We start from the raw sequence: 13,442 nt of genomic DNA, 5'->3' as shown, positions 1-13,442 counted from the left end.
TTCCCGCCCCCTCGCGCCAGCGCTAAACCGTGAACGCCGACAAGGGTCGGGGGTCGCCATGGTCCAACGGAACCGAAAACACCCCGACCAACAGGAGAAACAAAGATGTAACGTCTGAAGCTGACCGGCATTTCCCCCAAGAGTTCCAGTCAGCCTTCATTCTGCCCGTGGCGAAACGGCTGTCAAAACCCTGGCGCGGAAAACCGTGTCAATGTCGTGCAATAACAAGCATTTGGCAGGAAAAGGGGGTAGTGGGCGACGCGTAAGCACAAGAGGGGGCATGAATCAGAGTGCTCCACCGCCAATCGCGAGCCTTGGAGACATGAATTCAAAGATGGCCACGAAGCCACTGTGGGAGCTTGCCTGCAAGCGAATGGAGCTTTCGGCCCCCAAATTCGCTTGCAAGCAAGCTCCCACAGCGGCTTCGTAGTCCGATTTGAGGGAAAGCGGCCACACGGCATCCTTAACCCTGCTGGTAATAGGCCTCGTGCTCGGAGCGAATCATGTGCTTTTGCACTTTGCCGGTTCCAGTGCGTGGAAATTCTTCCGTGAACAGCACCGCCTTGGGCACCTTGAAGCCCGCCAGCCGTTCCCGGCAGTGCTCCAGCACTCCTTCTTCGTCCGCGCGCGCGCCGGGTTTGAGGATCACCATCGCGGTAATCGCCTCTCCCCAGTGTTCATGGGGCAGCCCCACCACCGCGGCTTCCGCCACGGTTTCATGCTCCATCAGGCAGCGTTCCACTTCGATCGACGCCACGTTTTCACCACCGGTCTTGATCACGTCCTTCTTGCGATCGGTGAACCAGATGGCGCCGTCTTCGTCCATCCAGGCAATGTCGCCACTGTGAAACCAGCCGTGCTGAAAGCTCTCGCGGGTCTTGTCCGGCTGATTCAGATAGCCGTTCATGGTCTGCGGGCCGCGATAGACGATTTCCCCCGGCTCGCCACGGGGCAACAGGCGGCCATGATCATCCATGATCGCCACCCGCGTCATGGCGGTGGCGGTGCCCCAGGTGGCGGCCTTGCTCCATTGATGCTCCGGGCGCTGCATGCAGGTGGCCGGAGTGAATTCGGTCTGGCCGGAACCGAGCACCACATCGGCATTGGGAAACAGCTCGTGCAGAGCGCGCAGCCGTTCATCCGGCATCGGCGCCATGGCATAGACCGCCCGTGTTACCGAGGTAAGGTCATGGTTGCCGCGCGCCGCGGCGTCCAGCAGCTGCCCGTACATCATCGGCAGAAACATGATCACATTGGCCTGGTGCTTTTCGATCAGAGCCAGCATGTTTTCCGGTGTATCGAACCCTGGCGCCAGAATCACCCGAGCCCCCACCGTGAACATGGGCACGGTCATGGAATTGAGCATGGCGCAATGGAACAGCGGCAGCACCACCAGTGCCTTGGTATTGTGATCGGCTTGATGGGCAAGCGCCCCGGACAACCCGGCCATGGTCACCGCCAGATGGCTGGTGAGCACGCCCTTGGGCAAAGCGGTGGTGCCGCTGGTGTAGAGCAATTGCACCGCGTCACGATCAAACACCGGCACCTGCAGTTCGGCATCGTCGCCCTGCTCCAGCAACCCGTCGAACGAACCGGCGTCCTTGGGCAGGGCCTCCGGCGCCCGCGCGCCGGTCCAATAAACACCCTGAAGCTCAGGCAACGACGGCACCAGTTCCTTCGCCACCGCCAGCAATTGGTCCTGCACGATCAGCACCTTCGCCGCGGAATCCTGGAAGCAATAGGCGATTTCCGAGGGACGCAGCCCCAGATTGGCCGGCGCGCAGATCAACCCGGCCTTGGCACAGGCCAGATAAGTGATCAGGATTTCCAGGCAGTTGCCGGCCATCACCCCGACCACGTCCTGATGCTTCAAACCCAGGCCGAGCAAGGCACTGCCCAGACGGTTCGCGCGCCGATCCAGTTCACCGTAAGTAAGGCTTTGCTCGCCACAAACCAGCGCCACTCTGTCAGGAAACAAGTCCGCGGCCCGGGTGCTCATGTCACCGACACAGACCCGGTCCACCATATGCCGGCCGAAAGCTTCTTCGTCGAGATTCACTGTCATGATACGGCTCTCCTGTTGTTGTGCTTATGGGAAGGGCGGCCAGCCCGGATATCTCACCAGTTGGTGGGATATCCGGGCTACCGCCCGGGCCAATCCGGCGCGCGCTTCTCATTGAACGCGGCCAGGCCCTCCTTGGCATCCTCGGTAAGCGCCAGGGTGGCGATCTGGGTTTCGGTGTAGGCGATGGCCTGATCGAAGGACATTGCCTCGATGGCACGTAACGCGTACTTGCCCCGGCGAATAGCGGTGGGGGATTTGTCCACCAGGCGGTCAATCAACCACTCGACCTTGGCGTCCAATTCCGCCGCTGGCGCCAAATGATTGACCAGCCCCGCCTGCAGCGCTTCGTCGGCGGTGAAAGGCTCACCGGTGAAGCACCATTCACGCAGCACCCGCTGCGGCACCAGCCGTTGCAACAAACTCAACACCTGCATCGGGAAGACCCCGACCTTCACTTCCGGCAAGCCGAAGCGCACTGTATCCACCGCCACCGCCATATCGGTCATGCACAACAGTCCCATGCCTCCAGCCATGCAGACCCCGTTCACCCGGGCGATACTCGGCACCGTACTGTTGCTGGCGAGACGCATCAGATCGGCGTAGTCGGCATTGGGTTTGGCGTAATCGAAGACAAACCCCTCTCCGGGACGCAGATCGGCGCCGGCGCAAAAGGCCTTGTCACCACTGCCGGTGAGCACGATCACACGCACTTGCGGATCCGCCTGGGCCTGCTCATAACCCTGGCGGATACCGTCGATCACCGCCTGATTGATGGCGTTGCGTTTGTCCGGCCGGTTCACCGTGATCCACAGCGCCCGGCCGCGTTTTTCCAGTAGTACCGCTTGTTCCGTACTCATTCCGGTTTGTTCTCCTCACTGGCATCCGCTTCGATTTCCACCAGCACCCGGCCGGCGGCCACCTGATCTCCTTCGGCGGCGCTGATCACCGAGACCACACCGCCGACACCGGCCCGGTGCACGTGCTCCATCTTCATCGCTTCCAAGGTGAGGACCGCTTCGCCGGCTTCCACCCGCTGACCTTCGCTAACCGCCACCGATACCAGGCGGCCGTTCATGGACGCCCGTACCCGGCCGTCGCCACCATCGGCGGCACCCTGGGCGGCGGCGGCATAGGTGCGGTCCGTAACCGAATAACCTTCGCCGCCATGGAGGAAGTGCAGCACGTCACCGCGCCGCGCCAGCGGCACCGTCTCCACCACGCCGCCGCGCTCCAGTCGCACCCCGTCAGCGGTGAAACCGAGCAGCCCGAACTCCGTGGCGACATCCTCGATGACCACTTGCAAACGATCCGCCCGCAAGCGGGTCAAGGTCGCGGCGCCGTCTTCATCACGCAGTTGATAGCGCACGATCAGCGGCAACCGGGAAGACAAACCGGATCTGGCGCTGCCGGCCCCACTGTCGGTGAGATACAACAAAGCGGCGGCCAGCGCCCGCAGTTGCTGCCCGTGTTCCTCATCCTGGTGCAGCAAGTCGGCCTGCCGCTGTTCCACGAAAGCGGTAGTCGCTTCGCCGGCGGCGAACACCGGGTCGCGCAGGCAGCGCGCCAGAAAGCCCTGGTTGGTTTCGACCCCCAGCGCCACCAGTTCTTCCAGCCCCGTGGCCAGACGGCGGCGGGCTTCGTCGCGGTTCTCGCCCCAGGCGATCAACTTGGCCACCATGGAGTCATAGAACGGCGGCACCTCGGCGCCGTCCCGCAAGGCACTGTCCACCCGCAGAGTTCGCGGCGCGCGCCAGCGCACCAGAGTGCCGCTTTGCGGCATGAAGCCCTGGCGCGGACTTTCCGCGCAGAGACGTACTTCGATCGCGTGCCCCCGGAAGCGGATGTCATCCTGTTCCAAAGCCAGGGCCTCCCCGGCGGCCACCCGCAATTGCAGGGCCACCAGGTCCACACCAGTGATCGCCTCGGTAACCGGGTGTTCCACCTGCAGGCGCGTGTTCATTTCCATGAAGTAGAAGCGGCCCTCGCCATCCAGCAGGAATTCCAGGGTGCCGGCGCCTTCATAGCCGATGGCCCGCACCGCCCGCACGGCGGTCTCGCCCATCTGCTCACGCAGCGCCTGATCCACGGCCGGAGATGGCGCTTCTTCCACCACTTTCTGATGACGGCGCTGCACCGAACAATCCCGCTCACCGAAATGCAGCGCCTTGCCGTGACGATCCGCCACTACCTGGATTTCCACATGCCTCGGTTCGACGATGGCTTTTTCCAGAATCACTTCCGGATCGCCAAAAGCGCTTTGCGCCTCCGAACGGGCGCTGGCCAATGCCTCCAGAAAAGTGTCCGTGCTTTCCACCAGACGCATACCGCGTCCGCCACCACCGGCGGTGGCTTTGATCATCACCGGGTAGCCGATGTCATCCGCTTCCCGATGCAGCCGTTGTTCGCTTTGGTCCTGGCCCTGATAACCGGGCACGCAGGGCACGCCGGCCTGCTCCATCAACTGTTTGGCGCGGGCCTTGTGCCCCATGGCTTCGATGGCCTCGGCGGAGGGGCCGATGAACACCAGGCCGGCGTCGGCGCAGGCCTTGGCCAGCGCCGGATTCTCCGCCAAAAAACCATAGCCGGGATGCACCGCGTCGGCGCCAGCGCGTCTGGCGGCGTCAACGATGCGGTCGATATTCAGATAGGATTGCGCCGGCAAAGCCTCACCGATGCAAACCGCCTGATCCGCCTCCAGGACGTGGCGGGCATCGCGGTCGGCACTGGAATAAACCGCCACCGTTCGGTAGCCCAGCTCCCTGGCGCTACATTGGATGCGCAGGGCGATTTCGCCACGGTTGGCGATCAGAATCTTGCTGAAAGGGGTCGCTTTACTCATATCGTTACCGCTCGGATCAGGGACGGGCCACGGAGAACTGCATCGGCTGGGTTTGCCGCTGCTCCGCTTCGCGGCAGATGGACAGCACATAGGCGATCACGCCGCGGGTATCGCGCGGGTCGATGACACCATCGTCCAGCAGGCGGCCGCTGGTGGCGAACACGTCCATTTGCTTTTCAAAGGTCTCGATAATGCGCCCTTCCAGATCCTCCAGGGCGGCGCGATCCACTTCCTGGCCACGGCGTTTGGCCGCCGATTCGGTGACGATACTCATGGTGCGGGCGGCCTGTTCCCCGCCCATTACCGCGGTCTTGGCGTTGGGCCAGGAGAAACAGAAACGCGGGTGAAAACCCCGGCCGCACATGCCGTAATTACCGGCGCCGAAGGAAGCACCGCAGTACAGGGTGATTTGCGGCACGGTGGCGTTGGTCACCGCCTGGATCATCTTGGAGCCATGCTTGATGATGCCGGCCTGCTCATAGTCCTTGCCGACGATAAAACCGGTGGTGTTGTTCAGATACAGGATCGGTGTGCGCGACTGGCAACAGGCCTGAATGAAATGGGTGGCCTTGGTCGCCCCGGCGGGGTCGATCGGCCCGTTATTGGTAATGATGCCCAGCGCCATGCCTTCGATGCGCGCCTGCCCGCAGACGGTGGCGGGGCCGTAGTTGGCACCGAACTCGAGGAAGTCGGAATCGTCGACGATGCGCGCGATCACTTCCTTCATATCCACCGGTCTTTTGTGGTCCATGGGCATGATGCCGAGCAGTTCCTCGCCGTCGTAACGGGGCGGTGGAGCCGGTTCAGCGGCCGCCGCCGGGATATCCCGATTCCAGTCCAGCTTGCCCATGATGTCGCGTACCAGACGCAGGGCGTCGCGATCATCCTCGGCCAGGTAGTCCCCCAGGCCGGACAAGGTGGTGTGCATCTCGGCCCCGCCCAGTTCCTCATCGGTGGCTTCTTCACCGGTGGCCGCCTTCAGCAACGGCGGACCGGCCAGGAAGGCCTTGGAGCGGCCGCGCACCATGATGATGTAGTCCGACAGTCCGGTTTGGTATGCGCCGCCGGCGGTGGAGGAGCCGTGGGTGACGGTCACCACCGGCAGACCGGCGGCGGACAGACGCGCCAGGTTGCGGAACGAGGAGCCGCCCAGGATGAACTCCTCGACCCGGTACTTGAGCAGGTTGGCCCCGGCGCTTTCCACCAGTTGCACGTACGGCAGCTTGTTTTCCAGTGCCAGCTCCTGCACCCGCAGCACCTTGTCCAGCCCCATGGGCTGGGCGGCACCGGCGTCGATGCCGGAATCGGTGGCGAGGATCATGCAGCGCACGCCGCGGACATAGCCGATGCCGGCGATATTGCCGCCGCCGGGGATGGTTTTCTCCGGATCCGGGTTGTCCATGCCGTAACCGGCCAGGGTAGCCAGTTCCAGAAAAGGGGCGCCGGGGTCCAGCACCAGCGCCACACGCTCACGCGGCAGCAGTTGCCCGCGCTTTTCAAAGCGCCCCTTGGCGGCGGCGGACTTGTCCCGGGTCCGTTGCTCCACCGAGCGCAAACGCGTCAGCAGCGCCTCCATACCGGCCCGGTTTTCCCGGAAAGTGGTGTCCGCGGAGGACACTTGGGTTTCGAGTACTGCCATGAAAAGGGCTTCCCAGTCTGTCGGCACCGGGGATCACCGGCGCCTTGGTGTTAAAACAGTGCTGGTAGCCTACGCAGCGGCAAAGCGGCGGGTCTTGCGAAAAATAGCTATGGGGGGAAGGAAAGTTAACGGTGAATAGTGAACAGGTAACAGCGGAAATCAAAAGCGAATGATCTTTAGCCGCTGTGGGAGCTTGTCCGGGCGGCGGGCCGCTGCAAGCGAATGGGATCCCGGCCCTCAAGAAATTCGCTTGCAGCGGCCCGCCGCCCGGACAAGCTCCCACAGCGGCTGATAACGGGCTGTTTTGTCTCTTCGTTCTGCGCCGTCAGATCGTCATTGGCTCACCACCCGCATGGCGTGAGTCAGTTGCCTCAGTTGCTCCGGCTCGATGATGAACGGGGGCATGATGTAAAGCAGTTTACCGAACGGGCGAATCCAGACCCCCAGGTCCACCAGTTGCTTCTGCACCTGGCCCACATCGCAAGGCTGTTTGAGTTCCACCACGCCGATGGCGCCGAGCACCCGCACATCCGCCACTTTGTCGGATTCCAGGCAGGGCGTCAGTTCCGTCCATAACTGCGCTTCGATGGCCTGAACGCGCTGCTGCCAGGGGCTTTCCAACAGCAGGTCGATGCTGGCGTTGGCTACCGCGCAGGCGAGCGGGTTGCCCATGAAAGTAGGGCCATGCATCAGGACGCCGGCCTGACCGTCGCAAATGCCGGCCGCCACGCGATCATTGCAGAGGGTGGCGGCGAGGGTCATGTAGCCGCCGGTAATGGCCTTGCCAAGGCAGAGGATATCCGGCACCACATCAGCGTGCTCCAGGGCGAACAACTTGCCGCTGCGGCCGAAACCGGTGGCGATCTCATCGAAAATCAGCAGCACGCCATGCTCGTCGCACAGACGGCGGCAACCTTTCAGGAATTCCGGGTGGTACAGCCACATACCGCCGGCCCCCTGCACCACTGGCTCCAGAATCAGCGCGGCGATCTCGTCCGCGTGCTGCTCCAGTTGCGTGCGCACGGAGTCCAGAGCGCCATCGTCCCAGACGCCGTCGAACCGCACCGAGGGCGCCTCGGCGAAGTAATGCCGCGGCAGAATGCCGCTGAACAGATCGTGCATGCCGTTGACCGGATCGCACACCGCCATGGCCCCGAAGGTGTCGCCATGATAGCCGTTGCGCAGCGCCAGCAACCGGTGTTTGCCGGTCTTGCCCTGGCTCATCCAGTATTGCAGCGCCATCTTGATCGCCACTTCCACCGACACCGAACCGCTGTCCGCCAGGAATACCTTGGTCAATTCGGCGGGCGTCAACGCCACCAGCCGCTTGCCCAGTTCCACCGCCGGCTCGTGAGTGATGCCGCCGAACATCACGTGGGCCATGCGTTCGGTCTGGTCACGCAGGGCCTGATTCAGACGCGGGTGGTTATAGCCGTGGATCGCCGCCCACCAGGACGACATGCCGTCCACCAGCCGGCGCCCGTCTTCCAGCTCCAGGTAGACGCCTTCGGCGGCGCGTACCGGGTACACCGGCAAGGGCCGGGAGGTGGAGGTGTAAGGATGCCAGAGATGGTCGCGGTCGAAATCGAGGTCGATGGAGGCCATGGGACTACCTATTTAAGAGGACGGCTGTTTACGGGGACAGCGGTTTACAGGGAAAGCCCGAGCACCATGCCAAGACCGGCGCCAATGCTCAAGCGTCGTCGTCCACCGGCTTCCAATCCAGGGTTTCCTGATCCAGCAGCCAGGTGCGCCAGCGGCCGTCGCTGTCCTGCACCCGGTAGCGATAGTCGCCGTCCCGGGTGACCTCGCGCTCGGAGATCTGATTCTTCAGGCAGCTGTCCAGCGCCAGCGTACGCCAGTCCAGCAGCCGCCATTGCGTGTCCAACCGCACGCGTACCAGGCCGCTCTCGTCGCCGGCGCCACACATGCCCAACGCATAGGGGCGGGATGGGTGTTGATAACCTAGCAAGACCACCAGACCCTGCTCGTCCTCACGCCAGTCCAGCACCTGGTTACCCGCCGTCGGCATATCGAACGCGGTCAGGTCCAGCTCCCTCTCGCGGTCGCCGTCTTCCAGATGCAGAAAAGAATACCGGCGGTATACCGACAGATCCGGGTTATACAGGCGCAAGGGGGCACTGTCGTCTTCGTCACGCCAAATCCCCACGCCCTCCTGATTCACCTCGAACCGTTCAGTCCAGCCGGTCAGCGCACGGTAGTAGGCAATGCTGTCCCAAAAGCGGCTGCCCTCGTAGGTGAAATCCAGCAACTCCCGCCCTGGCAGCGGACTGTCGAAGCGATAAAGCACCCAGCCATCGGTGTCATGCAGCCCCACCACGGGCACCCAGGTGCGCGAATCTCCACGGCGATAGGCCCCGCTGAGAGAGTAGATATCACGGTGACCAGGCGAGAATTCATGCACTCTCAGCATCAACGTCAGCGGCTGGTCTCCTTGCTCACCCCGATAAAGCCGCTCCCGGGTATCCCATTCCCGCACCAGTATCCGCGGCTGCGCCACCGATACCGCCGTCAGTAGCAACATCAGCAAGGCGATGACGCTTCGTCCTCGGGTATTCACTCTTTACGCTCCGCCGGCAATCCGCTCGCATCAGACAAGGGGCGTATTTTAAACAGTCTGGCGCGCTGTCGGGGGCGCTTTGTCGGACATTAAGGTGAACTTTTGTGAATGGCTTTTTGGGGGGCATCGCGGTTTAGAGAGAACCAGCCTTATCCTCCATCAAGGACAGCGGAGCCGCCTTGTAGACATAAATTCGGGGGCCGCTGTGGGAGCTTGCCTGCAAGCGAAACTTGCGACCGGGAAACCCATTCGCTTGCAGGCAGGCTCCCACAGCGGCTTCGTAGCCCTTTCTGTGCTGGAGGTCGACGTTTTGGGAGCCCGCAAAGGCTTCCGGGAGATCACAGGCCGGCGTTGACCAGGGCGTCCGGCGCGCCAACCCGGCTCTGCAACAGGATCGCCAGTTTGCGCGACCCGACCAGGATGTCCTTGGGTGTCAGGCCGTAGAACTGCCGAATGGAATGACTGAAGTGGGTGGAATCCGGATAGCCCACATCCAGGGCGATGTCGGTAAGGGTGTCACGACGATTAACGTGGTAAAGCAGGCTTCGGGCGCGCTTCCAGGCGCGGAACTTGCGGAAAGTGATACCCAGGTCTTCCTTGAACAGATGAAGGAAACGGGAAAACGACAGACCGCTGAGCAGCGCCGCCTCCTCCGCAGGACAATGGCGGGAGGGATCCTCTCTCAGATACGCCAGCACTCGAGCCACGCGAGGGTCCAGTTCGCGGCGCGGCAACGTCTGCCCGAGAAACAGCGGGTCCACTTCCACGCGAGGATCAGCCCCGTCTTCCGCCAGCGCCTGAATGCGGGCGAAGCCACGTCTCAGGGTTTGCAGCAGCTCATCACGGTCGCCACAATAATCGCTGCGTAACATGGGGGGCAACGCCCCCATATTCACGGTTTCCGGCTCCACCATCACCGAGCCGAGCAAACGCTCACCGGTTTCCACCCAGTGCGGCAAATAGGGGGGCACCACCGCCACCGCGGTTTCCTGCCAATTGCGGCCGTCAATGCTGAAACGGAATGGCTGGTCCGGGCCGCAATAGACGGTCAAGGAACCAAAACTGCGCAGACGTGGCCGTCCCAGCAGACCCAGGTAGCAGACCCGCTCAGGCCCGAGCAGCATGACCCGTCCACGACGCCGACGGGAACTTGTCTTTGTTGTCATCATTGCCTCCTCCGGTGACAACGTCACCGCAGGGCCCGTATCCACACAGGCCTGCGAGGAATATAAGAAAAAGGATTTACCCTTATTCCCACATAGCCGATTGGCGAAAAATATCAAAAACCATCGGCCAAAAATATAAATCCCGAGCCATGAAGGCGTGTTCGAACTTAAACCAAACGATCGGCTAAATGCAACGACCACTGGACCTGGTCTTTGAAAGGTTACATCGGCTCACGGCCGCACCCTTCCGCGCCGCCCCGGCAGGGGTTCCCGACCCGCATACCCAGGCAGGACCGGCACGCTGCAATCCTTCAGCATAGTCACTGCCCCGGTCATGGACTTGTGCCAACTGGCTAATCCTTACTTTATTTCTCTTTTTTTGTTTTTCGCTTTTTTAACGCTTGATTCCCGTGTTTTTTATAGCCATACCATCATGTCGATTGCGCGCATGCGTCGTCACATCAACAGCCGCGCCGCGAATCCAAACAACAGGAGAATTTGAAAATGCTGTTCACTAACGAGCACCGGGCGCTGTCGGAATCGGTGAAGAAGTTTGTCGCCACGCAGATCAACCCCTACGTGGATGAATGGGAGAAGGAGGGTATTTTCCCCGCCCATGAGTTGTTCAAGAAAATGGGAGACAAGGGTTTTCTTGGCATTGCCAAACCGGAACAGTTTGGCGGCATGGGCCTGGATTGGAGCTACAACCTGGCCTTCTGCGAAGCCATGGGCGAAGTCAACGGCGGCTCCATTCCAATGGCGGTGGGTGTGCAAACCGACATGGCCACTCCCGCCCTGGCCAAACAGGGCTCCGATGCCCTGCGTGAAGAATTTCTGGTACCGGCCATCGCCGGCGATTACGTGGCCTGCATCGGCGTATCCGAACCGGGAGCCGGCTCCGACGTAGCGTCCATCCGCACCCACGCCCGCAAGGATGGCGACGATTACATCATCAACGGCGGCAAGATGTGGATCACCAATGGCACCCAGGCGGACTTCATGTGCCTGCTCGCCAACACCGGTGATGGCCCGGTGCACAAGAACAAATCCCTGATTGTGCTGCCACTGAAAAGCAAAGGTGTCACCATCGCCCGTAAGCTCGACAAACTCGGCATGCGCGCTTCCGACACCGCCGAAATCTGGTTCGAGGATGTGCGCGTGCCGCAGCGCTACCGTATTGGCGAAGAAGGCATGGGCTTCATTTACCAGATGCAGCAGTTCCAGGAAGAGCGACTGTGGGGAGCGGCCTGCAATCTGCGCTACATGGATATCGCGGTACAGGACGTCATCACCTACACCCGCGACCGCCAGGCCTTTGGCAAGTCACTGCTGGACAATCAGGTGGTGCATTTCCGCCTGGCGGAATTGCAAACGGAAATCGAAGCGCTGCGTTCCATGGTGTATCGCGCCGTCGAACAGATGATCAATGGCGAGGACGTCACCTATCTCGCGTCCATGGCGAAGCTGAAGACCGGCCGGCTGTGCCGCGAAGTCGCCGACAGCTGCCTGCAGTACTACGGCGGCATGGGTTTCATGAACGAAACGCCAATCACGCGCATGTATCGGGATACCCGTCTGACCTCCATCGGCGGCGGCGCCGATGAAGTGATGCTCGGCATCATCGCCAAATTCATGGGTACTTTTCCGGACAAACGCTAACAGCCCGATCACCACCTCCACGCCCATTTTGCTCGCTAATGGCCGCGCCGAAATCTCCGCGCGACCAATCGATAAGGAGAATAAAATGAAACGATTCACCACGCTTCTGGCCAGCTCCGCGCTGGCAGGTGTTACCGCGCTGACGTCAACGGCCCAGGCTGAATCTCTGCGATTCGCCGTGGGCTTCCCTTCCGCTTCCGCCAACGTGGATGCCGCCAAGGCTTATGCCAAGGCGGTGGCGGACTATTCCGGCGGCGATCTGGAAATAAAAATCTACGAGCTTTCCCTGCTCAACCTGGCCGAGATGAGCGGCGGGCTCAAGCAGGGCATTGCCGACGTGGGCTACCTGCTGACGCCCTACTTCCCGGCCGAATACCCCAATATCAACATGGCGGCGGAGCTGTCCATGCTGCTGGCGCTGAATGACCCCACCGGAAACGAAGGGCTGGCCTACGCCGGCGCCATGAGCGAATACATCATGCTGCACTGCGACGACTGCGTGGCGGAGTTGAAGCAGCAAAACCAGGTCTTTACCGGTGGCGGCGCCAGCCCTCAGTACGGTCTTCTGTGCACCACACCGGTCACCACCGCCGCCGATCTTAAAGGCAAGCGCCTGCGTGCCGGCGGCGCGCAATGGGCACGCTGGGCCAAGCATTTCGAGGCCTCTCCGGTGTCACTGCCCGGTAACGAGATTTTCGAGGCTCTGAATCAGGGCGTGGTGGACTGTACCATTCAATCGGCGGCCGAACTGAGCGGTTTGGGGCTGATGGACGCGGTCAGCGATATCACCATGTCGGTGCCCGGCGGCGTGTTCGGTGGTTCCGGGCCCGCCAATATCAACCAAAAAGTCTGGCAGGATCTCGATGCTGATCAACGCAAAGCGCTTCTGCATGCCGGTACCGTTATGTCCGCCAACGCCGCTGTTCTCTACCGGGACTATGGAGAGCGGGATCTGAAAGCCGCCGAGCAACGGGGCGCCAAACGGCATGAGGCCAGCGAGGCGCTGATCGCCGCCTCCCGTGACTTTGTTCGCCAGGATGCGAAAAACATCGTTCAATATTATGAAGAAAAACACCAGGTCCGCGACGCGGCCGGCAAGATCGAGGTGATGCGGCCACTGGTGAAGAAATGGCTGGAACTCACCGCCGATATCGATAGCACCGAGGCCCTGGCCGATCTGTACTGGCAAGAGGTGCAATCCAAGGTCGATGTCGACCGTTACGGGCTATAGCTGTCCAATGGTTTCCGGGCGCCCCGCTGGCAGCTCCATATGCTGATTGCTCTCCCTCCATGAGAGCTACGGAGCCCCTGCAGGAGTTTGCCCTGCAAGCGAATGGGCACGGCCTCAAGAAATTCGCTTGCAGGGCAAGCTCCTACAGCGGCCTTGCAGCGGCCGTTTGACTCATGTCTCCAAGACCAGCCAGTTAACACAAGACCAGCACCGTGGCCGTTGCTAGCGTTCCTTTCTACAAAGGCGTCTTCCCGGGCGCCGC

9 protein-coding genes are annotated in these 13,442 nt (G+C 61.8%); 2 read left to right on the top strand and 7 right to left on the bottom strand.

The genetic code is table 11. The annotated features are described in order from the left end of the window. Positions 1 to 463: 463 nt before the first annotated feature. The 7 genes from CRO06_RS06950 to CRO06_RS06920 all read right to left on the bottom strand — a co-directional run bounded on the left by CRO06_RS06950 (position 464) and on the right by CRO06_RS06920 (position 10,290). The gene (locus CRO06_RS06950) at positions 464 to 2,065 is read right to left on the bottom strand and encodes an AMP-binding protein (protein WP_026948455.1); all 1,602 of its coding nucleotides are present in this window, start codon (positions 2,063 to 2,065) and stop codon (positions 464 to 466) included. Between the two features lie 77 nt (positions 2,066 to 2,142). Beyond that, positions 2,143 to 2,922, bottom strand: coding sequence for an enoyl-CoA hydratase/isomerase family protein (locus tag CRO06_RS06945; protein WP_080530331.1), 780 nt, complete (start codon positions 2,920 to 2,922; stop codon positions 2,143 to 2,145). Next, entirely contained in the window at positions 2,919 to 4,904 is a 1,986-nt protein-coding gene (locus CRO06_RS06940) for an acetyl/propionyl/methylcrotonyl-CoA carboxylase subunit alpha (protein WP_097058076.1), read from the bottom strand. The genes CRO06_RS06945 and CRO06_RS06940 overlap by 4 nt, the downstream gene beginning before the upstream one ends. Before the next feature lie 16 nt (positions 4,905 to 4,920). Continuing rightward, a complete protein-coding gene (locus CRO06_RS06935; protein ID WP_022996856.1) occupies positions 4,921 to 6,543 on the bottom strand; it encodes an acyl-CoA carboxylase subunit beta in 1,623 nt (540 codons plus the stop codon). Between the two features lie 333 nt (positions 6,544 to 6,876). Further along, complete coding sequence (gene bioA / locus CRO06_RS06930; RefSeq protein ID WP_097058075.1) at positions 6,877 to 8,148, bottom strand: adenosylmethionine--8-amino-7-oxononanoate transaminase; 1,272 nt, start codon at positions 8,146 to 8,148, stop codon at positions 6,877 to 6,879. Between the two features lie 88 nt (positions 8,149 to 8,236). After that, positions 8,237 to 9,124, bottom strand: coding sequence for a hypothetical protein (locus CRO06_RS06925; protein WP_097058074.1), 888 nt, complete (start codon positions 9,122 to 9,124; stop codon positions 8,237 to 8,239). A gap of 338 nt (positions 9,125 to 9,462) precedes the next feature. Next, positions 9,463 to 10,290: a helix-turn-helix transcriptional regulator gene (locus CRO06_RS06920; RefSeq protein WP_158548999.1), complete on the bottom strand. Its 828-nt coding sequence runs from the start codon at positions 10,288 to 10,290 to the stop codon at positions 9,463 to 9,465. Between the two features lie 504 nt (positions 10,291 to 10,794). Here CRO06_RS06920 and CRO06_RS06915 point away from each other — a divergent pair. Then, the gene (locus CRO06_RS06915) at positions 10,795 to 11,949 is read left to right on the top strand and encodes an acyl-CoA dehydrogenase family protein (RefSeq protein ID WP_022996860.1); all 1,155 of its coding nucleotides are present in this window, start codon (positions 10,795 to 10,797) and stop codon (positions 11,947 to 11,949) included. A gap of 85 nt (positions 11,950 to 12,034) precedes the next feature. Next, complete coding sequence (locus CRO06_RS06910) at positions 12,035 to 13,180, top strand: C4-dicarboxylate TRAP transporter substrate-binding protein (RefSeq protein WP_097058073.1); 1,146 nt, start codon at positions 12,035 to 12,037, stop codon at positions 13,178 to 13,180. Positions 13,181 to 13,442 lie beyond the last annotated feature (262 nt).

This window comes from Alloalcanivorax xenomutans, assembly GCF_900217905.1.
GTDB lineage: Bacteria > Pseudomonadota > Gammaproteobacteria > Pseudomonadales > Alcanivoracaceae > Alloalcanivorax > Alloalcanivorax xenomutans.
The sequence above is the reverse complement of the archived record's forward strand: the minus strand, read 5'-3'. Positions and strand labels throughout refer to the sequence as shown.